Source organism: Nanhaiella sioensis (genome assembly GCF_046557775.1).
GTDB lineage: Bacteria > Bacillota > Bacilli > Bacillales > SM2101 > Nanhaiella > Nanhaiella sioensis.
In genome coordinates, this window is the sequence record NZ_JBKAEG010000001.1 from 4,145,353 (window position 1) to 4,167,223 (window position 21,871).

A 21,871-nucleotide genomic window follows, 5' to 3' on the forward strand; every position below is an offset into this window, starting at 1 on the left:
CAACATTTTAAAATAAATTAATTTGATATACATAAATGAAATATAGAGTTTAGGAATTATGAATTAAGATAAAATCTGGTTTTTATCTTAAATGAAAAATGATAGGAGTGTTGCAATGCTAAGAGTCAATGATCTATTTTGTGGAGCTGGTGGAATGGGTTTAGGATTCAAACAAGCGGGTTTTCGATTGGCAGGAGCATGGGATTTTGACAAGTGGGCAGTTGAGAGTTATGGAAGCAATGTATCGCCTAAAGTAAAGCAAATGGACATAACTCAAATGACATGGAGAGATATTCCTTTCGCTCATGCTTGGATATTCGGGTTTCCGTGTCAAGATATTTCATACAGTAATATAGACGGTGAAGGATTGAATGGGGAACGTAGCGGGAAATTCTTTGAAGTTATGAGATTACTAGAGGAGACTGAAAGTAATCAGCCCGATAACCTACCACCAATAATTCTCGCTGAAAATGTTAAAAACCTAAAAAAGTATTTACCAACTATAGAGATAGAGTTTGAAAAACGAGGCTATAAAATGGAGTTTGTTTTATATAACTCAAAATATTGGAAATTAGCTCAGCATAGAGAAAGGTATTTTGTAGTTGGGATAAGATATGATCTATTTAATAAATTAGCAAAGCAAAAAATTTTCTTTAGATTTCCTTCACAGCCAACGACTGTTCCAGTAAGAATTAAAGATATCATGGTAGAAGAGGCTGATGTCAAAGAAAGATTATTTTATGATAAATCAATTGGGGTTGATCGGTCTAAAGCAAGGAAAGATGAAAACGGAATTATCATAACAGGTTATTTAGGAATTAGAGGTTTTCGAATTATTAGAGAAATACATAGTATTAATGGTGTGATTCAGACTCTAACGACAATGCAAGGTGGACATAGAGAACCTAAATTAGAACTACCTGATGGCAGAGTTCGAAGAATTACAACACGGGAAGCAGCAAGACTTCAAGGTTTTCCAGATAACTATAAACAAGTAGTCAGCGATTCTCAATTTTACAAACAGATGGTAATGCAGTAAGCGTTCCTGTTGCAAAGGCAATAGCAGAGGAAATCAATAAATACATAAATCATTTTAATAAATCACGTTAAAATGTTTCATTTATTCTAAATTAATTAAAAGGAGTGAAAATCAATGAAGATTTCAGTCGTTTTCAAAGATGGAAGAGAAATAAAAACAGAAACAGGTGAAGTTTCATTTCGAGACCTCTTTAAATCGTATTTAACTAATGGAGAGTGGATTGTTACTGAGAATGCAATCATTAAAATGGAAGATGTTCAATCAATAAAAAGAGTACAATAGGTAATTTGAATAAAACTTCAATTTTATTGTAAATAATTAAACATTGGGAGGTATTAATGAAACACATAGTCTTTTATAGTGGTGGCATTGGAAGCTGGGCTACAGTTAAAAGAGTAGTCAAGAAACATGGTGTCAAAGATTTAATTTTATTATTCACAGATACACTTATTGAAGATAAGGATTTATATAGATTTTTAATTGAAACATCACAGGAGATTTTCAATATAGACTGTAGGGATTTAATAAAAATGACAGAAGATATTCCAGATGTTTCACACAAGACTATGAATCTTAGAAAAACGTATTTGATGGATTTATCAGACAAAGTAAGCAAAAGACTGTCTCAATTTAAGTGGATAGCTGATGGAAGAGATCCATGGGACATATTTAAAGATGTTCGTTGGATAGGAAATAGTCGAATTGCTCAATGTTCGCACATGCTAAAACAAGATATGTCAGCAAAGTGGTTAGAAGGTACATACAGCCCAGATGAATGTGTTTTATACCTTGGGATTGATTGGACTGAAGAACATCGTACAAAGGCACCTACTAAAAATTGGAGACCATATACAGTAGGGTTTCCGATGTGTGAAGAACCATATTTAACAAAAGATGAGATGTTAGAGAGTTTAGAGGAATTAGGTGTTAAGATTCCAAGACTGTATGAAATGAACTTCTCTCATAATAACTGTGGAGGTTTCTGCGTAAGGGCTGGTCAGGGTCATTTCATAAACCTATTAAAACAAAACCCTGAATTATATAGATACCATGAGGATAAAGAAAAAGAAATGCGTAATTTTCTTAATAAAGATGTTTCAATACTCCGTAGAACCCGTAATAAAGTGCGTCAAAATTTAACTTTAGAACAGTTGAGGAGAATACATGAGACTGGGCAAGAAATAGACATGATAGATATAGGAGGTTGTGGATGTTTTATTCAATATGAGGAGGTTGATAAACAATGGGTCAATATAAAGCATTAGTAAACACTACTCAAGAAGCGATCATAAGTTCATATCAGATCGCACAAATAATAGAACAAGAAGCACAGAAAGTTTTAGGTTTAGGAGGAAGTAATAGGTGGGTTGAGAATAACCGGATTATGGAAAGAGATTACCGTTTTGGAAAGGAAGAAGTAAGAGAAGCAACAGAAGAAGAAAAACAAAAATTCTTGGCCTTTCAATTAGTAAGGAAGCATTTTGAGAGTTTGAAATAGCTGATAAAAAAAGAAGTAAATCCAATATTCACTTAATAAATACATAGTCAATGAAACTGTAGATATGATCTATTTCTAATAGATCAATTCACAATAAAATTTTACTTTTATTGTGAATTGAAAAACCAACCACAGCATATGGTTGGAGAGTATTTTTAGGTATTGTTATTTTTCCTTTTTTTGCTACCAAGATTTTTCAGCGTGTCTAATTTATCATTAGAGAGTTTATTTGTGAGGATAGTATATTTCAAAACAGTTCCAGTGTTAGGTACTTTATTCTTCCAATAGAATATCTTAGCAATAGCTACATCAATTATATTTAATATATTTGGACTTTCAATAACTAATGCTTCACCAAATATAGATTGAAGCTTTTCTTTTGAATAGTGTGCACTGAAAAAAGTTGCGTTTAGACCTTTACTCTTAGCTACTAGAATAGTCTGTGCTATGAGTCTAAAAAAATCTTTTTTTCCTTTATTCTTGTTATTAATATGTATTTCAATCATGTTTGATAGAATGTTATATTGTGACTTTGCGGGAAGTTTCCCCTTTGACCTGAGTGCAATATATATATATATGAGCGATAAAAAGTATAATAAAGAAATTCAAAAAGACCAGGGATACAAGTGAACGAGTTAATGTGAATTCTATTAAAAAAAGTAAGTAAAGTACTAATAAGATAATTCCTGAAGTATTATTAGATAAATGAATTTTATTCATAACTCTATTTCTCTCCTTTACAAGTTTATTAATCTAATACATTATATTGTAATTTTTTCTGATGTCAAATTTTAAGTAGGGAGGTGTAAAATGCCAAATAATTGAATTGCAGCAATATTGATGTATATATATTTATTGCAAATTAGTGAGTACTTAGACTATTTAGTGAAGGCTTTATGAGGGGTGATTCAAATGAGGTCAACGATCGACGAAACTAAACAAGAACGGTTAAAAGAGTGGCTTGAACAGTTAGAGAGTGAGCTAATAGAATTACACAGTCATTTAGAAGATCATATTCACGTAACAGATAATGAATGGAAGTCTATTGATCAACAACTATCAGGTGTAAATAGAACAGTGGTCAATTTAAAAGAAGAAGTTGAATACGCATAAAATAAATTAACGATATATAGTTGACTATTTAATATAAATTAAGTTAATATAAAATTACAAAGATTAAGGAGTAGTTAACGAATAGGTACAGCCACTCCAACACTAAGAAAGGAGGTAATGAAAAATGGCAACGTTCTTGTTTGGTTGTTTAATAGGTTTTATATTTGGTGGTAGTTCTGGTGTGTTCTTAATGGGAATTATGACTGCTACTAATAGAACTGATGTAAATAATAAAACTGCTAGTTTTATAGATTAAAAGTAACTGATTAAAAAACTTGAGGAAGTTGAAGACAAAATAAAAAATTGCAAAAGGGAATAGTTGCTGATATAATTCATATAAGAACATATATTCGGTGGTGTGGTATGAGAGCTATAATATCAGATGAGTTACTTAATGCAATTGTTGAGATGATATATCTAAATTTAGAAATCCAAGTCCTCGAAAAGAAAGTTGAAAATGCAGAAGAAAGTAAAGAAGCAGCTATCAGGAATGTGTTATTAAATGTGAAAAATAAGCGTAAAGAAACAGGGAAATATCTTAAAGATAATAACGTGACAATTAAGGATGTAGTTGACTTAGATGAAGAGTTTGTTGTATATCCATATGTTCAGAAAATAAATGGAGGATATAAGGAAGGGAGTTAGCAATTTTGGAAGGCAGGATTAAAGTTTCGATTAACAAGAAGAATTAATGAGCATTTTATAAAAAGAAAATAGTTGTTATTTATATGTGAATTAATTAAATAATAAAATAGGTGACAAATAGCCACCTATGAATTCCTATGTTCCCATTGTTCCAGTGCCAAGTCGTACATATCATCCCAAGTTTCAAAGGATGTGTTTTCCATTATGAATTTATTTTGTTCTGATAACGGAATAAAGGTGCCAGGGAATGCGGCAGAGTAACTCTCAAAGAATTCACTATGATTTTTGAATCTAGTATATTTTTGAAGAAATTCAGAAGTATATAAGTCGGTTGAGTCAATTAAAGTAAATTCAATTACATGTCCATGTTCTTCATTCTCAGGGTGAGGTGTACTTATTGAGTCAAGTAATTCACGTAAATTTTCCATAACTTTACCCTCCTTTCTTCAATTATAAAAGGTGTAAATTAAGCTTTATAGTTAGAAAATTGGACATTTTGTGAAAACTTATTAATCGCTAAGGGAGTGGAAAAATGCAATATGCTCACAAAAGTTATTTAGTAGAAGTTGAGCAGCTTACAAGTGATGGTGAAATAGAAACAATAACTGGAACACAATATGGAAATAATGGGGACTATTTACTAACAGCAGGTGACGGACACCGAAGGATAGAAAACAAGGCATATTTTGAAAAGATGTATGTTCCTGTACAAAAGAAAAGAATAGTCAATCTCGATGAGATGGCAAAAAATTATAATCAAGAATGGGTTACCGGTAATGAGGATTACATATTTGAGACGAAAAAGTTAGTTAGTGATAAGCCGTGCTAATTGTATACGATACCCTAACAGGAAACGTAGAGCGTTTTGTTAGTAAGTTAATAGAAATTAATTGTATAAAAATAAAGAAGAATATGAGTATAAAGGAACCATTTATACTTGTAACCTACACTACTGGATTTGGTCAAATTCCTGAAAGCACAGTAGATTTTTTAAAACACAATCATAAGTGGTTAAAAGGTGTTGCTTCTAGTGGGAATCTAAATTGGGGAAAATATTTTGGAAACGCGGCAAAGTTAATATCTGATAAATTCAATGTTCCATTGATCTTGAAATTTGAGTTGAGTGGAACAGAACAAGACATTGATAAATTTATTCAGGAGGTAAATAGAATTGAGAAGCACGTCAATACCAAAATGGACACAATTAAATAATGAAATCATGGTAAAGGATAAAGAAGGATCGTATCAATTTCAAAAAGATATTGAAGCAACAAATAGTTATTTTGTTGATTATATTAATCAAAACACAGTATTTTTCCATGATTTAAAAGAAAAATTGAATTATTTAATAGAACATGAATTCTATGAAGAAGAGTTTTTAAGTAAGTACTCATTTGAGCAAATAAAAACTATCTATAAGATTGCATATGCCAAAAAGTTTCGTTTTCCATCTTACATGAGTGCCTTCAAATTTTACAATGACTATGCACTTAAGACAAATGACAAAAAGAAATTCTTAGAAAGATATGAAGATAGGTTGTCAATTATAGCTTTGTACTTGGCTGATGGTCATTTTGAGAAGGCTAAGCAATTTATTAACCTGTTAATTAATCAGGAATATCAACCTGCTACACCAACTTTCTTGAATGCTGGGAGAAAGAGAAGGGGTGAATTAGTTAGTTGTTTTCTACTAGAAGTAAATGATTCACTTAACGATATATCAAAAGCAATTGAAACCTCAATGCAACTATCAAAGTTAGGAGGAGGTGTATCATTAAACCTATCAAAAATAAGGGCAAAAGGCGAATCTATTAAAAGAGTTGAAAATGCAACAAAAGGTGTAGTAGGTGTAATGAAGTTATTAGACCATGCTTTTAGGTATGCAGATCAAATGGGTCAAAGACAAGGTAGCGGAGCTGTGTATTTAAATGTTTTCCATAGAGATATACATGATTTTTTAGATACAAAGAAAATATCTGCCGATGAAGATGTGCGTGTAAAAACTCTTTCGATAGGTGTAGTGATTCCCGATAAATTCATTGAGCTAGCCCGTGAAGATAAAGATATGTACACCTTTTATCCTTATACGGTTTTCAAGGAATATGGTCAACACCTTGATGAAATGGATATTACTAAAATGTATGATGAATTACTTGAGAATCCAAATGTTCGAAAGGAAAAAGTAAACCCAAGAAAGTTACTTGAAAAATTGGCTGTATTGCGAAGTGAATCAGGATACCCATACATCATGTTTCAGGATAATGTAAATAAAGTACACCCATTGAATAATATTTCTAGAGTCAAATTTTCTAACTTATGCTCAGAGATATTAGAATCATCAACTGCATCAAATTACTTAGATTATGGTAATGAGGATGAAATAGGATTGGATATAGCCTGTAACTTGGGATCTTTAAATATTGTAAATGTTATGGATAATAAATCAATTAAGGAATCAGTTAAATTGGGTATAGATGCTTTAACTATTGTTTCAGAGAAAACTGATATTAATAATGCACCAGCGGTAAAAAGAGCTAACCGAGAAATGAGATCTGTCGGACTTGGGGCAATGAATTTACACGGGTATCTAGTAAAAAATAGAATAGCTTATGAAAGTCCTGAAGCGATAGAGTTTGCAAATACATTTTTTATGATGGTTAATTTCTATTCTCTTGAAAGATCAATGGAATTGGCTAGAGAAAAGAAATTCAAGTTTCATGGTTTCAATGATTCTACCTATGCTACAGGTGAATATTTCGAGAAATATATTACAAATGGTTTTTCACCTGAGTTAGATAAAACTAAAGAAGTTTTTCAAGGTATATATATTCCAACAACTGAAGATTGGAAAAGATTGAAAGAGGATGTATTGAAGCATGGACTATATCATTCATACAGACTTGCAATAGCTCCAACTGGTTCAATTTCTTATGTTCAATCATCGACAGCTTCAGTAATGCCAATAATGGAGAGAATTGAGGAAAGAACATATGGGAATTCAAAAACCTATTATCCAATGCCTTTTCTGTCTCAATACAACTGGTTTTACTACAAAGAAGCATATGACATGGATATGTTCAAAGTGGTAGACATGATTAGTACAATTCAGACACACATTGACCAAGGTATTTCTTTTACTTTGTATTTAAAAGATACCATGTCTACTAGAGACTTAAATAAAATCGATTTGTACGCTCATCATAAGGGAATTAAAACACTGTATTATGCAAGAACAAAAGATACTACACAAGAAGGATGTTTAAGCTGCTTTGTATAAGGAGGAAGATAAGTTGAAACGAATATATGATGCTGCAAATTGGTCAATACATGAAGATAACTTCACACAAATGTTCTATAACCAAAACACTAAACAATTTTGGCTTCCAGAAGAAATTTCGTTAAATGGGGATTTATTGACTTGGCAACAGTTAAGTGACGTTGAAAAGGATACATATAAAAAAGTATTAGCTGGGTTGACTCTCTTAGACACTGAACAAGGGAACACTGGTATGCCCCGAATTTCGGAACATATTAAAGGTCATCAACGTAAAGCTGTATTAAACTTTATGGCAATGATGGAAAATGCAGTACATGCAAAGTCGTATTCAAATATCTTTCTAAGTCTAGCGACTATGGATGAAATTAATAAAGTATTTGAATGGGTTAAAAAAAATAAATACTTACAAAGAAAAACAGAATTAATCGTGAACATTTACGATGATATTAAACAAGGTGATGAAATTAGTCTTTACAAGGCTTTGGTAGCATCAGTATACCTAGAAAGTTTTCTATTTTATAGTGGATTTTATTATCCTTTATATTTTTATGGTCAAGGTAAATTAATGCAAAGTGGAGAAATAATTAACTTAATAATTCGTGATGAGAGTATTCATGGAGTATATACTGGATTGTTAGCACAAGAAATATACAATAAGCAAAGTGATGATGTAAAGCAATCACTATACGATTACTCTATTTCGTTATTGGAGGAACTATACAAGAATGAATTGCTGTATACAGAGGATATATATCATCAAGTAGGATTGACGCATGATGTGAAGAAATTCATAAGATACAATGCTAATAAGGCACTAATGAACTTAGGTTTTGAGTCCTATTTTGACTATGAGGAGATTAATTCAATTGTATTAAATGGATTAGATACAAAAACCAAGTCTCATGATTTTTTTTCAATGAAAGGTAATGGTTATAAAAAAGCAACAGTTGAGTTATTGAAGGATGAGGATTTCTATTTTAATAAATAATTTTAGAAGGAGAATCATACATGTCATTATCTATTAAAATTAAATACTTTAATGAAAATTTACCAAAAATCAATAAAATAGAGATCGGTGATTGGATCGATTTACGAGCTGCAAAGTCAGTTGAGATTACAAAAGGTGAATTTGCACTTATTCCACTTGGTGTAGCGATGGAACTCCCTGATGGGTACGAAGCGCATGTTGTACCAAGATCAAGTACATTTAAAAATTTTGGTATCATCCAAACAAACTCAATGGGGGTAATCGATGAGTCGTATAAAGGTGATAATGATCAATGGTTTTTCCCAGCGTATGCTCTGAGAGATACTAAGATTGAATTTGGAGATCGGATTTGTCAATTTAGAATGATAAAAAAAATGCAGCATGTGACTTTTAAGGAAGTAGCCGTTCTAAATAATGAAAATAGAGGTGGCCACGGTTCTACTGGAACAAAATAAAAGAACTCTTTTATTGGAAAATATATTGATCAGAAGGGGACTTCTCCTCTTCTGATATATAAGGAGGAAATTATTTGGAATTAAAACTTCTATACAATACAAAGGATTATCATAAACTTGTAGAATGTGTAGCAAGAGTATGTTATCAATCACAAAATAAAATCAATAAAGAGTCACACAAAATGATTAAGTCAATAATGAAAAAAGGACATTTATCAATAGCTTCTGTAGGTAATATAGTGTGGGGGATCAATCATGAATACGATGAAACGGTCTCTATTTATCACGATCTAGTAACACTTAAACAGATAAATAATCATGTTAGATGGACAACAAAAGATGCTAAAAAGAATCCAGGAAGTAACTATGATATTGTTCTTTCTATGAATATCTTATCTTTATTAGATATAGCTAATTCAATAGATACATATGAAGTATCAGAAGACGAACAGAATCTATTTAAACATATTATGAATAGTATTAAGGATGTGCCTGAGATTAAATGGTTTCTTGACGATTTAGTTAAATTACCAGAGCGAGAAAATCCATATCATGCTAGTCCAAATCTGTTAAATCCAGTTATGCTATCAGAGGATTATACAAAACTACAAACACATCTCACAAAGTATAATTTAGAAGTTCATTCTACTATAACTGTTGACTTTATTTCTGATAGAGCAAGTGGGTTACAATTGTGGAGACATGGTGATCAAACAGGAGGGTGTGAGCTAAGTCAAAGGTATGTTTCAAGGAACAATTCTGATTATCGAATGCCAGTGGATATGGTAAACGAACACGAACTTGATTTACATAATAGATTTATGTCAGATCATATTCAGCACTATGAGGATGCTTTTCAAATTTACAAAGAATATGGTTATCGCACAGGCAGAGCTAAAGAATTGGCACGAAATTATTTACCTAATATAGAAACTAGAATTATACAATGTAGACCGTTAAAGCAATGGAAGCATTTATTTAATTTGAGAGATTCAGTACATGCACAAAAGGAAGTTGCTGAGGATGTGAGAGCAATAAAAAATGAATTTACTAGGAAGGGGATAGAGATAAAATGACAGAAGCTGAGAAACTATTTACTGAAAACAAACATATAGCAATTCAGACACTATTTAAGATGTTCGGTAATAACCCGAAAGGAATAGCTAAAAAGAATGGCCTTGATTATGATGACTTAGTACAGTTTGCATACACAGGCTTATGGAAGGGGTGTATATCTTATGATGAAAATAAAACTAAATTTATAACACATGCTATTAATAATATCAGATGGAATGTTCTCACAAGATTACGATATGAGAGTAATATTGTAAGCAATAAAAATCAACCCCTATCAGAAGAAAACACTGTAAAGTACTATTATCTTGATAAGCCTGTAGATGGAGAAGAAGGTGGAACATGTCACGATATAGTAGGTTTTAATGATAATATTGAAGAAAAAGTGTCTAGTAGAATATACTCTATAAAAATATTAAGCTACTTAACTGACAAACAAAAGAAAGCAGTACATTTTAAGGCTCAAGGGTATGACAATGCTAAGATAGGAGAAATGATGGGTACCACCCGAGAGAATGTTAGGGTGCTGCTTTTAAGGGCTAAAGAACGATTAGAACGGACATATAATGAAACTATTTAGTGGAAAAAAGTTTTAATATAAAATAAGTTAATACGAAAGAAATGTAAAGTAATCGTGTTTCTAGTTATATAGATAAAAAGATAGAGAGGTGAATAGAAATGTTGGAGAACATTTTTTGTCGAGAAACTTGTCAAAAAGTTATTCAGGGTAGAATAAAGGAATTGATCCAGAATGAAGATCAGCATTGGTTTGATCATAAGGTTAGTGATGTGAGGTTTCCGAAGTATAGTGGGAATTGGCATGGGGATGTACATATTACTTATTTGAGAACAGAAAGTTTGTGAAAATAGTTATTCTTTAAATGTTGAGAAATTAGGGTTTTATAGAGAACTTCACAAACTATTTTACGATAAAACGGTAATTTTATATGAATTAATTATATATAAGTTTTTTATAGAAGGTGGTTAATTGAGCAAAAACAAAGGGAAAGTTTTCGAGGAGGACATAAAGCAGTCAGCGTGTGAACAGTCGCTTTTCTTCTACAGAATAAAAGATGTTCCCACGATTATGTTAAAACCAAATTCAAGAGTATCGAAAAATGATTTTGATTCATTTTTATATAGGAAGCCAAATTTATTTCCTTTAGAATTTAAATCCACTGGACAAAAATCAATAAGTTTCAGTGAGAAAATTATTAAAGCTCATCAAATTAAGGCATTAAAAGAAGCTGCTGAATTTGATGGGTTAATTGCAGGATTTATATTCAATTTTCGTAACTATGATAATCAGACGTTATTCGTACATATTAACGATTTTCTTGATTATAAGCATGTGGCTGAGAATCAAATAAAATCTAATAATTACATAAGTAAAGTAAATAAAAGTAGTATCAGTTTAGAAATATGTAAAGAAATCGGAATTGAAATACATAACGTGAAAAAGAAAGTTAGATATCGGTATTACATAAATAGGTTGTTAGATGAATTGATTGTTAGGTTTGAAGATTAATAAAGTAATAGGACAAACTGTTGCCAACATACATAAATATTGAGGTGAGGAGAGTGAGGGAGATAAGTAAACACAATAAAAAAAGTAACTACAAAAAAAGGCAACATATCTCTGACTATAAAATTAAAGTCACCTATTCAAAAGACTCTAAATTATCACTAGATGATATATTGAATAGCGATGAATTTAGAGAGATTGTAAAAGAAATCTTAATAAAATATTGAAAAAATTATACCACTGTTTTCCAAAAGGGATAAGTGGTATAATTTTTTTACAAGACATAAAAAATAAATCAATTAAAAAAGGTGATTTACATTGATTATATTAAAAGATGGAGAACAGATAGAAACAGAAAAACTGTATTCGTTAATCGGAAAAATAAATGGAATCATTTATGCGCGTGTATCAACTTCTGATCAGGCAGAAAAGGGACACTCTCTTGAGTCACAAGTTGAAAAATGTAAAAATACTGCAATTGAAAAATTTGGAATCAAAGAGGATGAAATTATCACACTTGTGGAAGCAGGGGGAATGGGAGATGACCCCAACAGACCTGCTCTAAATTATGCTTTGTATTTACTTGAAAAAGGACTTGGAAAAAAACTAATCATCTTACATCCAGACAGATTAGCTCGTGATAATACACTTCAAGGTGTGTTGTCACGGAAAATATGGAATCTTGGGGTAGACCTAGAATATGTCGAATTTACAGTGGATCCTACAAATCCAGAGTCAATGTTAATGTACAATATTCAAGGTTCTATATCTCAATATAACAAAGCAAAAATCTTGGCTAATTCCAAAAGAGGTAGGATTCAAAAAGCAAAAAAAGGAGAAATTCCAAATTTTAAAAGGTTATACGGTTATATATACGACAAAGAAATTGACAAACTTATAATCAACGAAGAAGAAAAGGGAGTAATTCTAAAAATGGTTAATATGTTACTCCATGAACACAAGAGCTGTAACCAAATTGCTAAAGATTTATCTAAAAGAGGGGTATCTGCACCAAATGGAGACATATGGTATCAAACTACTGTATCAAGAATCCTAAAAAACGAGGATTACACTGGGATATATTATCATGGTAGAACTAAAGTTGTACAAATGAACGGTAAAAAAAAGCAAGTTCCAAAACCTAAAGAGGAGTGGATTGAAATTCCTATTCCTCAAATTATTGATAAAATAACATTTGAATCGATTCAGAAGAAAATAGAATTGTTCAGTAAAAACAAAGGCAGAAAATCCAAAGATTACTTATTGAAAGGTATAGCAAAGTGTGGAAGGTGTGGGGCAGCGGCAGGTTCAGGTATTACATCTAAAGTGTCAAATGGCACTTATAAATATTATGCATGTAGGAAAAAGGCTAGTAAAGGTTATGAAGTTGGTACAGGTAAGAATACCAATGTGTGTAAAGGTAAAAATTGGAGAGTTGATTTAGTTGATCAAGCTGTTTGGAGTTGGGTGGTTCAAAGGATTGAAAATCCCGATTTAATAATTAAAGATATAACCGATCAATTGTCAGACAAAAACAAAATCGAATCATTAAATAAACAACAATATATAATAGAAGAAAAAATTCAACAGGTAAAGAAGGAAGAAAATAATTATATTATTTTGTTTGGGAAAGAAAAGATTTCAGAAGAACAATTTGATGCATTAGTTGAGCCATTAAAAGAAAACTTAAAGCACCTTAGATCGGAATTAGATATTATAATCAAGCAAATAGTAAATATGGAACAATCAGAAAATCAAATGAAAATGATTATGGAAAATATATCAAAATTCAACTCGGTAACAAAAGGCGATAAACTTACAATGGAACATAAGAGGAGAGTACTTAGTTTGTTTGTGGAAAGAGTTCAATTAAATGAAGATGACTCAATAAACATAATGGCAAAATGGCATGGAAATCCGGTTACTTCTGATATAGAGTTAATTAATTTACCTAATCAACATAAAAATCAAAACCATCGTCAAGCATATGGAAGACAAACAAAATGAATTTATTTTAATTCTAGCTGGGTATTCAAAGGAAATGGAGCATTTTTTATCGCTCAATCCGGGTCTATATTCTAGGTTCCCGTTAGTTATAGATTTTCCAGACTATACTGTTGACCAATTGATGGAAATCGCTTCAAGAATGATCTCCGAAAGAGATTATACATTTCACCAAGAAGCTGAGTGGAAATTACGCAATCATTTACTATCTATTAGAAACTCATTACATCCTGCTTCTTTTAGTAATGGACGTTATGTTAGAAATGTAATAGAAAAGTCAGTTCGTGTTCAAGCAATGAGGTTGTTATTTCAAGAAGAACTCGATAGAAAACAGCTAATGACCATTAATAGTGAGGACTTATTAATTAGTGATATATAACTGTAATTGTTTTAGATTAATAAAAAATAGAGGGTGATACGTTATTTTTAGTACTACGCATCATCCTCATTTTTTATTAAAATGTAATAAGTTTTTATTTATCTAACAAAGTACACGTTTATAAATCTGTATAGAATTCATATTAAATGCAAATTTAATACGGTAGTAACAGAAAGAAAGCTACTTCTTATAGAGAGTTTTTTACGTACCAAGTTATAAGCGCGTATCCATCTAGTGGTCGTGGCATCTTTTCTTCTCAAAAGATAGATTCAATCATTTATTAAAATTAGTTTCTAAACTATTACAATAAAAGAACAAAAGGTAATGAAAGAGCCTTAATAAAAACCAATTTTTTGTGAATCCTGTTGATCCTCTTGTTTGAAGCTTATATTTTCAAGGTCAGTAAGTAAACTTTTTCTAGTAGGGTTGAAAACATGAGGAATTTCATTGTTCTGCATTAACAATGATTTCTCTTCACTTGCTAATAGATAGGTTATTTCATCGGAATACAAAGGAAGAACATTAAAGAAATGGACCTTCTTTTGTACATTTATATCAACTTCAAAAAATTCTCTATCAAACAACAAAGGAGGAAGTAATATAGATCCTGTCATCTTTATATTGTTTGTAAAAGGCTCCGCCGGATCTTGAAGATTGATACTCCACAAAGACAGTGGCTCCTTATCTTTATTTAAGTGAGGGTATTTAGCAAGGTGTTTAAGTAATCGGAGTGGAAAGTAATTATCCTCGTTTGTGAATCCTTCGTCAGACACTTCCCAATTTGCTGGGACCGACATCATTAGTTCACTATATTTCCAACCATCCGGTAATTCATTTATAGGTAGGTCGCTCATTCCCATGGTAATAAAAGTATGGAATGGTTTATCTTCAGTGGCATCTATATGATATATATCGATGCTAACAGTGTCAGTAACTTCTTCTACATATTGATTTTTGATCTCCCCTATGTATGTCTCAATATGGTATTCAATTATGTCCCTAGCATCTATATCTATAGGATATGAAGAAAGTAAGCTGTCTGTTTCCAAAGGAATTTTAACCCAAGAACTTAAAGGGTTTTCTAGCAACCAATTTAACGTTTTATGATATCTTTTCTCCATTTTTTTATTTAAGCTTACTTGTTGCATCCAAAAAGTTGCACCTGTCATAAAACTTTCTGCATACTCTTTCCAGCCTGAAAACATGTTGGCTGTTTTGAAAGAGATTTTTTTCAATAGCACCTTGCCTTCATCTTCTGTAATATAACCGAACGCGACACCATCACATACTAACATAGCTTCACGAGCAAAATCGAATGCAGCTGCCTCGATATGCATGTTATTTGTTTTTGTTTCATACTGAAAGCGGTGCCCTTCATATTTAAGCCAGTGAATTTGTTTTAATAATGTTCCTCTATCATAGATTCCCCATTCATCTTTAAATTTCTTTTTAAGAAATTCTAGTTTATCCTCAGGCAAGACTTCTGTAAACAAATATACTGAATTATCTTCATTCCAATCTAATTGTAAAATTGGACCATGCATATAAAATTCTACAAACATTGCCTTTAAGGCGATTCCAAATCTTTCTTCATCAGATTTTTGGTATGCTTGACTCCACAATGCCTCATATGTCTTTTCATGTTCGTCTTCTTCATGTATTAACTCTTCTTTGGCTTCTTCTACACCTTCCTTTATGCCTTCTCTAACTCCCTCCAGAATAGTTTTTCCTACTTTCCAAACGATAATAAGACCAATGATTGCTGCTACAATCCATTTGATTGCCATGACTGTTATATCTCCTCTCTGTTATTTTTATTAGGCTGTGTTCGTATCAAGTTGTTGTCTTTCATACTAAAACAGAAGCACGCATTGGGTTAGTCTAGATTTTTTGTCTTCTTTAGACAGTTAGTATACGGTATGATCATTATGTAACTGTCAAATTTAGTTAAATAGTAAACAAGTATACGAAAAGAGCCTAGAATTATTTAACCGAAAGCTCGTCTAATATTTTTACGGGTGAATAAAAATAATAGAGCAAGATTGAATATATATACTATATATTCTGAATTTTATAATAACAAATTATTAATACCAAAATCTACAAGAAAATAGTCACGCATTACTAATACTAAAGTCTTGTTTTTTCTATTGATATTCCATATTACATGCGAAAACAAACATATATTAATTCATTTCAAATATGTTCGTGAAAAGTCTCTAGTTTTGATATGATAAAAAAGAGTGTTAATTATTATAAAAGGGAAGGTACTTGGAGTTTGAATATAACTACAAATAAAACCGCTGAAACAGCAATTTTAGTTGGATGTCAATTGCCCAATTTAAATGATGAAAGATTTATGTTTTCGATGGAGGAACTTGCATCTTTAACAAAAACGGCGAATGGGACTGTGGAAGTTGTCGTTACACAGAAAAGAGAGAAAGTTCACCCTGCTACATACATAGGTAAAGGAAAAGTAGAAGAAATTGTAAATTTGGAAAGTGAAATGGAACCACAGATTATCATTTTTAATGATGAGCTGACACCTAGCCAAATTAGAAATTTAACAAAGTTATTTCAGGCGAGGGTAATTGATAGAACTCAACTAATTTTAGATATTTTTGCAATGAGGGCTAGGTCACGTGAAGGGAAGCTCCAAGTTGAACTTGCGCAATTACAATATTTATTACCTAGACTAGCTGGGCAGGGTATTTCTTTATCTAGGCTCGGGGGAGGAATTGGTACTAGAGGTCCAGGTGAAACGAAGCTCGAAACGGATAGAAGACACATCCATCGTCGAGTCGTTGAAATTAAGCAACAATTATCGTCGATCGTTCAGCATCGAGTGAGGTATCGTGAACGGAGAAAGAAAAACAATGCATTTCAATTATCTTTAGTAGGATATACGAATGCTGGAAAATCAACGCTTTTTAATCGTTTAACAGCAGCTGGTGCTTATGAAGAAAATGAGTTGTTTGCTACATTAGATCCTATGACGAGAAAGATGACGATACCATCTGGGATGAATGTACTGCTCACTGATACCGTAGGATTTATACAAGATCTTCCTACTACATTAGTCGCTGCGTTTAGATCAACATTAGAAGAGGTCAAAGATGCTGATGTACTTATACATGTAGTTGATTGTTCGAATCCAGATTATTTTAATCATGAACAAACTGTATATCAGTTAATAGAAGAGTTAGGCTTCGAAAATATTCCGGTCATAACCGTTTATAATAAGCGTGACAGTATTCATCCAGATTTTGTAACCTCATCAAATACAGAAGTTGTCACAATTAGTGCACATAACGACAATGATGTTATTAAACTGAAAGCTTGGCTCGAAAATCGTATAAAAGAGAATATGGTTAAATATCACGTGAAAATTCCAAGCCAAGACGGAAAATTACTGTCATCCATCAAAACGGATACGATTGTAACAGAGACAAAATATGATGAAAGAGAAGATGTTTATGAATGTACAGGATATGTATTATCTTCACATATCGCATTCGGTAAACTAAAGAAATATCAAGTTTAGAAAGGGAAGAAACATGTTTCATAACTTAAGTAACGGAGAGCAAATCTCCGACATAGTAAATATAGTAGAAGACAAAATACGTAATATCCATCATCAAATCGATCGGAATATAGAAGTGAATCAATATCGAGTACTTGAGAGTTTTCGTGGACATAAAATAAGTGACTCACATTTCACGCCCTCAACAGGTTATGGTTATGATGATGTTGGAAGAGATACGTTGGAGAAAGTATATGCACAAGTTTTTGGAGGCGAAGCTGGATTAGTTCGCCCACAAATCATATCAGGAACGCATGCCATTTCAATTGCATTATTTGGTGTGCTTAGGCCATTTGATGAGCTTTTGTATATAACTGGGAAGCCATATGATACTTTAGAGGAGATAGTAGGAATTAGAGGTTCAGGCGTAGGCTCTTTTAAAGAGTATCATATTGGGTATAACAGTATACCGTTAGCTACAGATGGCAAAATTGATTATAACAAAGTAAAAGAAGCGATAAATGAAAAAACTAAAATGATTGGTATTCAAAGATCTAAGGGATATGCAAATAGACCCTCGTTTTCGATAAGTGAGATTCAAGAAATGGTTCAATTTGTAAAATCGATTAATGAAGAAATCGTCATTTTTGTTGATAATTGTTATGGTGAATTTGTAGAACCATTGGAGCCTTGTCATGTAGGTGCAGACTTAATTGCTGGATCGTTAATAAAAAATCCTGGTGGGGGCCTTGCTAAAACGGGTGGTTATATCGTAGGGAAGAAAACTCTTGTTGATGCATGCTCCTATCGAATGACTTCTCCTGGAATAGGTAGTGAAGCAGGTGCATCGTTACATAGTTTGCAAGAAATGTATCAGGGATTTTTTCTCGCTCCACACATTGTTGGTCAAGCTTTGAAAGGTGCTGTTTTTACATCAGCTTTCTTATCCGAAATCGGCATGAACACACATCCTAGCTGGAATAGTCATCGAACAGACCTTATTCAATCAGTCCAATTTGATAATAAAGAAATGATGATTGCATTTTGTCAGGCAATCCAATATTGTTCCCCAGTCAATTCTTATGTTACTCCGTACCCTAGCTATATGCCTGGTTATGAAGATGATGTGATCATGGCGGCTGGTACCTTTATACAAGGGTCTAGTATTGAACTATCAGCGGATGGGCCTTTGAGGCCACCATACGTAGCATACGTACAAGGGGGGCTAACATATGCTCACGTCAAGATAGCGGTTTGTTCGGCAATCAATCATTTGATTGAAAAAAATCTCCTCAAAATAGGCTAAATAAGAACAGAATGAACGAAAAGAAAATTGATGTAATTTATTGTGTTAGATTTTATGACATAGTGTTGACAAAAAACATAACATGGAATATACTGAATATAGTAATAAATGATGGAGGTATCATTATGGCTGATGAAATCAGAAGGTCCATGCCACTTTTTCCTATCGGAATCGTGATGCAGTTAACCGAATTAACAGCTAGGCAAATTCGATATTACGAAGAGCATGGATTAGTATCTCCGGCAAGAACCGAAGGGAATCGACGATTATTTTCTTTTAATGATGTTGACAAGCTATTAGAAATTAAAAATCTTATAGATCAAGGTGTCAATATGGCAGGGATTAAGAAATTATTTGCAGGCAATCAAGATGCAAAACCTGTACAAGAAAATGAAGTAGTTAAAGCGAACAAACAAGAACTATCTGAAGATGAACTGCGCAAGCTACTAAAAGCTGAACTGATGAATGCTGGAAAATACAATCGTACAACTCTGAGACAAGGAGATATGTCCCGATTTTTCCATTAATTAAAATGTGCATGCAACCGTTAGAAATAAGTAAAATATAGGTGAAATATATTCTTGAATGGATGCACTTCACCAATTTTTATTTAAATAATTTTTTAAAATCAAGGGAGGAGCTTTTTTTATGGCAAAGTACACACGAGAAGACATTGTTAAGATGACTGAGGAGGAGAACGTTAGATATATAAGACTGCAATTTACTGATTTATTAGGAACGATCAAAAATGTTGAAATCCCTACTAGTCAGTTAGAAAAAGCACTTGATAATAAAATGATGTTTGATGGATCTTCAATCGAAGGCTTCGTACGTATAGAAGAATCAGATATGTATTTATATCCTGACTTAGATACTTGGGTTGTATTCCCTTGGACATCTGAAAAAGGTAAAGTTGCACGTCTAATTTGTGATATTTACAATCCTGATGGTACTCCTTTTGAAGGAGATCCACGTAATAACTTAAAGCGTGTACTTAAAGAAATGGAAGAGCTAGGATTTACTGACTTTAATTTAGGAGCGGAACCAGAGTTTTTCTTATTTAAAGTTGATGAAAAGGGCGAACCAACTCTTGAATTAAATGATAAAGGTGGCTACTTTGACTTAGCACCGACTGATTTAGGTGAAAATTGCCGCCGTGATATCGTTTTAGAATTAGAAGAAATGGGCTTTGATATTGAAGCATCTCACCATGAAGTAGCGCCAGGGCAACATGAAATCGACTTTAAATATGCTGGTGCGTTAAAAGCAGCTGATGATATTCAAACGTTCAAGCTTGTTGTAAAAACGATCGCTAGAAAGCACGGTTTACACGCAACATTCATGCCAAAACCACTTTACGGCGTAAACGGATCTGGAATGCATGCAAACCTTTCATTATTTGCTAATGGTGAAAACTCATTCTTTGACCCTACTGGCGACTTAGAGCTTAGTGAAACAGCTCGTCAATTTATCGCTGGTGTGATAAAACATGCACCAAACTTTACAGCTGTTACAAATCCAACAATCAACTCATATAAACGTTTAGTACCTGGTTATGAAGCTCCTGTATATGTCGCTTGGTCAGCTCGTAACCGTAGCCCATTAATCCGTATTCCTGCATCTAGAGGTATGAGCACACGTGTTGAAGTGCGAAGCGTTGACCCAAGTGCAAACCCATACCTTGCAATGTCTGTATTACTTGCAGCTGGATTAGATGGTATCAAAAATAAGCTTACAGCTCCTGCACCAGTTGACAGAAACATCTATGTAATGAACAAAGCTGAGCGTTTAGAAGCTGGTATCGTAGACTTACCTGCAACACTAGAACATGCATTAGAAAACTTAAAGTCTGATGAAGTTATGACAGGTGCAATGGGTAAACATTTATTCGAGCACTTTGTAGAAGCTAAAGAAATTGAATGGGATATGTTCCGTACGCAAGTTCACCCTTGGGAACGTGACCAATACATGACTTTATACTAAAATTAAAATGTTGATTTAACAACGTTTATAGCAGTTACTTTGGTGGGTCAAGCAAAGCTGGGATTTAAAATTCCAGTGCTTGACCCACTTTTGACCCACAAAAACTCCAAAAAAAATTTACCCCAATAAATCATTCATATATTTTTCATACTTGTCCACCGAAGTATTTTCAAGCTTAGATGAAATATGAGAGTAAACATCCGAGGTAATTGTAATACTTTTGTGACCTAATCTTTCTTGAACGAATTTCATGGTTGCGCCTGATTCCAGTAATAAAACTGCATGTGTAAGTAATATACATACCGTTCTTAGAAAGGAGCTCATATATGTCAGGATACATCGCGATATTCTTTGCATCAATTTTTAGTAGTGTTGTGCTGTTTTTTATTTTTGTATCCATACTTGGGGAAATTAATGTCACATTTAGCATAATAATTATATTATTGCTATCATATCTAATTGCTCTTATCCATTATTTAATAGATATGGTTAAAAAACGTTCTTATAAATAGTACATATGCAAGCATCCTGTTGGAGGATGTTTTTGTTTTGTGGATATTGTTAACACGTTGTCGGTAAGTGTGGGAATAGATTCATAATTAATAATAATTAGTGGTGAATTAATGTTTACTGTAGATGAAAATATTAGACGACTGTTGAAGTGGTCTTTTTTTGTATATTTTAATATAAAAAACCGCCCATTTTCATGAACGGTGTTATGTTTAATTAAAATTTTTGAACGTTTGTTGCTTGAGGGCCACGGTTTCCTTCTTCAATATCGAATGAAACTTCTTGACCTTCCTCAAGTGATTTGAAACCTTCACCTTGAATAGCTGAGAAGTGTACGAATACATCGTCTCCGCCTTCAACTTCGATAAATCCAAAACCTTTTTCTGCGTTAAACCATTTTACTTTACCTTGTGCCATTTTATTTCCTCCTGCGTGGATACTTCCACTTTGTATTACTATTCTTGCTCAAAACTATTACTAAAGATGTAATCGTATATCCAGTCTTTTCTCTAACGATAATAATAAGAACAACAATAATTGATTTAACTATAC

25 protein-coding genes and 2 pseudogenes are annotated in these 21,871 nt (G+C 32.5%); 22 read left to right on the top strand and 5 right to left on the bottom strand.

What is annotated here, in order from left to right; all coding sequences use genetic code 11:
- The first annotated feature begins 115 nt into the window (after positions 1–115).
- From V1503_RS19525 to V1503_RS19540, 4 genes are all read left to right on the top strand, one after another.
- On the top strand, positions 116–1,039 hold the full coding sequence (locus tag V1503_RS19525; protein ID WP_410628819.1) for a DNA cytosine methyltransferase: 924 nt from the start codon (positions 116–118) through the stop codon (positions 1,037–1,039).
- Positions 1,040–1,153: 114 nt separating this feature from the next.
- Positions 1,154–1,321, top strand: coding sequence for a hypothetical protein (locus V1503_RS19530; RefSeq protein WP_410628820.1), 168 nt, complete (start codon positions 1,154–1,156; stop codon positions 1,319–1,321).
- A gap of 56 nt (positions 1,322–1,377) precedes the next feature.
- The gene (locus tag V1503_RS19535) at positions 1,378–2,304 is read left to right on the top strand and encodes a hypothetical protein (RefSeq protein WP_410628821.1); all 927 of its coding nucleotides are present in this window, start codon (positions 1,378–1,380) and stop codon (positions 2,302–2,304) included.
- Positions 2,283–2,537: a hypothetical protein gene (locus V1503_RS19540; RefSeq protein WP_410628822.1), complete on the top strand. Its 255-nt coding sequence runs from the start codon at positions 2,283–2,285 to the stop codon at positions 2,535–2,537. Before V1503_RS19535 ends, V1503_RS19540 begins: the two co-directional genes overlap by 22 nt.
- 155 nt (positions 2,538–2,692) lie before the next feature.
- On the opposite strand, the gene V1503_RS19545 is transcribed toward V1503_RS19540, so the two are convergent.
- On the bottom strand, positions 2,693–3,043 hold the full coding sequence (locus V1503_RS19545; protein ID WP_410628823.1) for a hypothetical protein: 351 nt from the start codon (positions 3,041–3,043) through the stop codon (positions 2,693–2,695).
- 406 nt (positions 3,044–3,449) lie between these two features.
- On the opposite strand from V1503_RS19545, the gene V1503_RS19550 reads away from it, so the two are divergent.
- The 3 genes from V1503_RS19550 (at position 3,450) to V1503_RS19560 (ending at position 4,295) form a co-directional block, all read left to right on the top strand.
- Positions 3,450–3,650 carry a hypothetical protein gene (locus V1503_RS19550; RefSeq protein WP_410628824.1) on the top strand — a complete coding sequence of 67 codons (201 nt, stop codon included), beginning with the start codon at positions 3,450–3,452 and terminating at the stop codon, positions 3,648–3,650.
- Positions 3,651–3,774: 124 nt separating this feature from the next.
- A complete protein-coding gene (locus V1503_RS19555; protein WP_410628825.1) occupies positions 3,775–3,906 on the top strand; it encodes a hypothetical protein in 132 nt (43 codons plus the stop codon).
- Between the two features lie 107 nt (positions 3,907–4,013).
- Entirely contained in the window at positions 4,014–4,295 is a 282-nt protein-coding gene (locus tag V1503_RS19560; protein ID WP_410628826.1) for a hypothetical protein, read from the top strand.
- A gap of 125 nt (positions 4,296–4,420) precedes the next feature.
- On the opposite strand, the gene V1503_RS19565 is transcribed toward V1503_RS19560, so the two are convergent.
- Complete coding sequence (locus V1503_RS19565) at positions 4,421–4,723, bottom strand: hypothetical protein (protein ID WP_410628827.1); 303 nt, start codon at positions 4,721–4,723, stop codon at positions 4,421–4,423.
- A gap of 104 nt (positions 4,724–4,827) precedes the next feature.
- On the opposite strand from V1503_RS19565, the gene V1503_RS19570 reads away from it, so the two are divergent.
- From V1503_RS19570 to V1503_RS19620, 11 genes and pseudogenes are all read left to right on the top strand, one after another.
- Positions 4,828–5,124: a hypothetical protein gene (locus V1503_RS19570; RefSeq protein WP_410628828.1), complete on the top strand. Its 297-nt coding sequence runs from the start codon at positions 4,828–4,830 to the stop codon at positions 5,122–5,124.
- Positions 5,118–5,507 (top strand): class Ib ribonucleoside-diphosphate reductase assembly flavoprotein NrdI, encoded by a 390-nt coding sequence (gene nrdI, locus V1503_RS19575; protein ID WP_410628829.1) that lies wholly within the window; start codon positions 5,118–5,120, stop codon positions 5,505–5,507. Before V1503_RS19570 ends, nrdI begins: the two co-directional genes overlap by 7 nt.
- A 7-nt stretch (positions 5,508–5,514) precedes the next feature.
- The gene (nrdE, locus tag V1503_RS19580; RefSeq protein WP_410629472.1) at positions 5,515–7,572 is read left to right on the top strand and encodes a class 1b ribonucleoside-diphosphate reductase subunit alpha; all 2,058 of its coding nucleotides are present in this window, start codon (positions 5,515–5,517) and stop codon (positions 7,570–7,572) included.
- A gap of 13 nt (positions 7,573–7,585) precedes the next feature.
- Positions 7,586–8,560 (top strand): class 1b ribonucleoside-diphosphate reductase subunit beta, encoded by a 975-nt coding sequence (gene nrdF, locus V1503_RS19585; RefSeq protein ID WP_410628830.1) that lies wholly within the window; start codon positions 7,586–7,588, stop codon positions 8,558–8,560.
- Between the two features lie 20 nt (positions 8,561–8,580).
- The gene (locus V1503_RS19590; RefSeq protein ID WP_410628831.1) at positions 8,581–9,015 is read left to right on the top strand and encodes a dUTP diphosphatase; all 435 of its coding nucleotides are present in this window, start codon (positions 8,581–8,583) and stop codon (positions 9,013–9,015) included.
- 74 nt (positions 9,016–9,089) lie between these two features.
- Positions 9,090–10,091, top strand: coding sequence for an FAD-dependent thymidylate synthase (locus V1503_RS19595; protein WP_410628832.1), 1,002 nt, complete (start codon positions 9,090–9,092; stop codon positions 10,089–10,091).
- The gene (locus V1503_RS19600; protein ID WP_410628833.1) at positions 10,088–10,669 is read left to right on the top strand and encodes a sigma-70 family RNA polymerase sigma factor; all 582 of its coding nucleotides are present in this window, start codon (positions 10,088–10,090) and stop codon (positions 10,667–10,669) included. Before V1503_RS19595 ends, V1503_RS19600 begins: the two co-directional genes overlap by 4 nt.
- 98 nt (positions 10,670–10,767) lie before the next feature.
- Positions 10,768–10,953, top strand: a complete 186-nt coding sequence (locus V1503_RS19605; RefSeq protein ID WP_410628834.1) for a hypothetical protein — start codon at positions 10,768–10,770, stop codon at positions 10,951–10,953.
- Positions 10,954–11,077: 124 nt separating this feature from the next.
- Positions 11,078–11,617, top strand: coding sequence for a hypothetical protein (locus tag V1503_RS19610; protein WP_410628835.1), 540 nt, complete (start codon positions 11,078–11,080; stop codon positions 11,615–11,617).
- Positions 11,618–11,932: 315 nt separating this feature from the next.
- Entirely contained in the window at positions 11,933–13,621 is a 1,689-nt protein-coding gene (locus V1503_RS19615; protein ID WP_410628836.1) for a recombinase family protein, read from the top strand.
- Positions 13,581–13,997: pseudogene (locus tag V1503_RS19620) on the top strand (stage V sporulation protein K); the annotation flags it as partial. The gene V1503_RS19615 and the pseudogene V1503_RS19620, both read left to right, overlap by 41 nt.
- A gap of 335 nt (positions 13,998–14,332) precedes the next feature.
- Here V1503_RS19620 and V1503_RS19625 read toward each other — a convergent pair.
- The gene (locus V1503_RS19625) at positions 14,333–15,784 is read right to left on the bottom strand and encodes a suppressor of fused domain protein (RefSeq protein WP_410628837.1); all 1,452 of its coding nucleotides are present in this window, start codon (positions 15,782–15,784) and stop codon (positions 14,333–14,335) included.
- Positions 15,785–16,281: 497 nt separating this feature from the next.
- Here V1503_RS19625 and hflX point away from each other — a divergent pair, with 497 nt between their 5' ends.
- The 4 genes from hflX (at position 16,282) to glnA (ending at position 20,809) form a co-directional block, all read left to right on the top strand.
- Positions 16,282–17,541: a GTPase HflX gene (hflX, locus tag V1503_RS19630; protein ID WP_410629473.1), complete on the top strand. Its 1,260-nt coding sequence runs from the start codon at positions 16,282–16,284 to the stop codon at positions 17,539–17,541.
- A 13-nt stretch (positions 17,542–17,554) separates the two neighbouring features.
- Complete coding sequence (locus V1503_RS19635; protein ID WP_410628838.1) at positions 17,555–18,826, top strand: methionine gamma-lyase family protein; 1,272 nt, start codon at positions 17,555–17,557, stop codon at positions 18,824–18,826.
- 125 nt (positions 18,827–18,951) lie between these two features.
- A complete protein-coding gene (locus V1503_RS19640) occupies positions 18,952–19,353 on the top strand; it encodes a MerR family transcriptional regulator (protein WP_214482773.1) in 402 nt (133 codons plus the stop codon).
- 121 nt (positions 19,354–19,474) lie between these two features.
- On the top strand, positions 19,475–20,809 hold the full coding sequence (glnA, locus tag V1503_RS19645) for a type I glutamate--ammonia ligase (RefSeq protein ID WP_214482774.1): 1,335 nt from the start codon (positions 19,475–19,477) through the stop codon (positions 20,807–20,809).
- Positions 20,810–20,926: 117 nt separating this feature from the next.
- Here glnA and V1503_RS19650 read toward each other — a convergent pair.
- Together V1503_RS19650 and cspD are read right to left on the bottom strand one after the other, a co-directional pair.
- Positions 20,927–21,097 (bottom strand): annotated as a pseudogene (locus tag V1503_RS19650) (site-specific integrase); the annotation flags it as partial.
- Between the two features lie 438 nt (positions 21,098–21,535).
- Positions 21,536–21,736, bottom strand: a complete 201-nt coding sequence (cspD, locus tag V1503_RS19655) for a cold-shock protein CspD (RefSeq protein ID WP_410628839.1) — start codon at positions 21,734–21,736, stop codon at positions 21,536–21,538.
- Between the last annotated feature and the right edge of the window lie 135 nt (positions 21,737–21,871).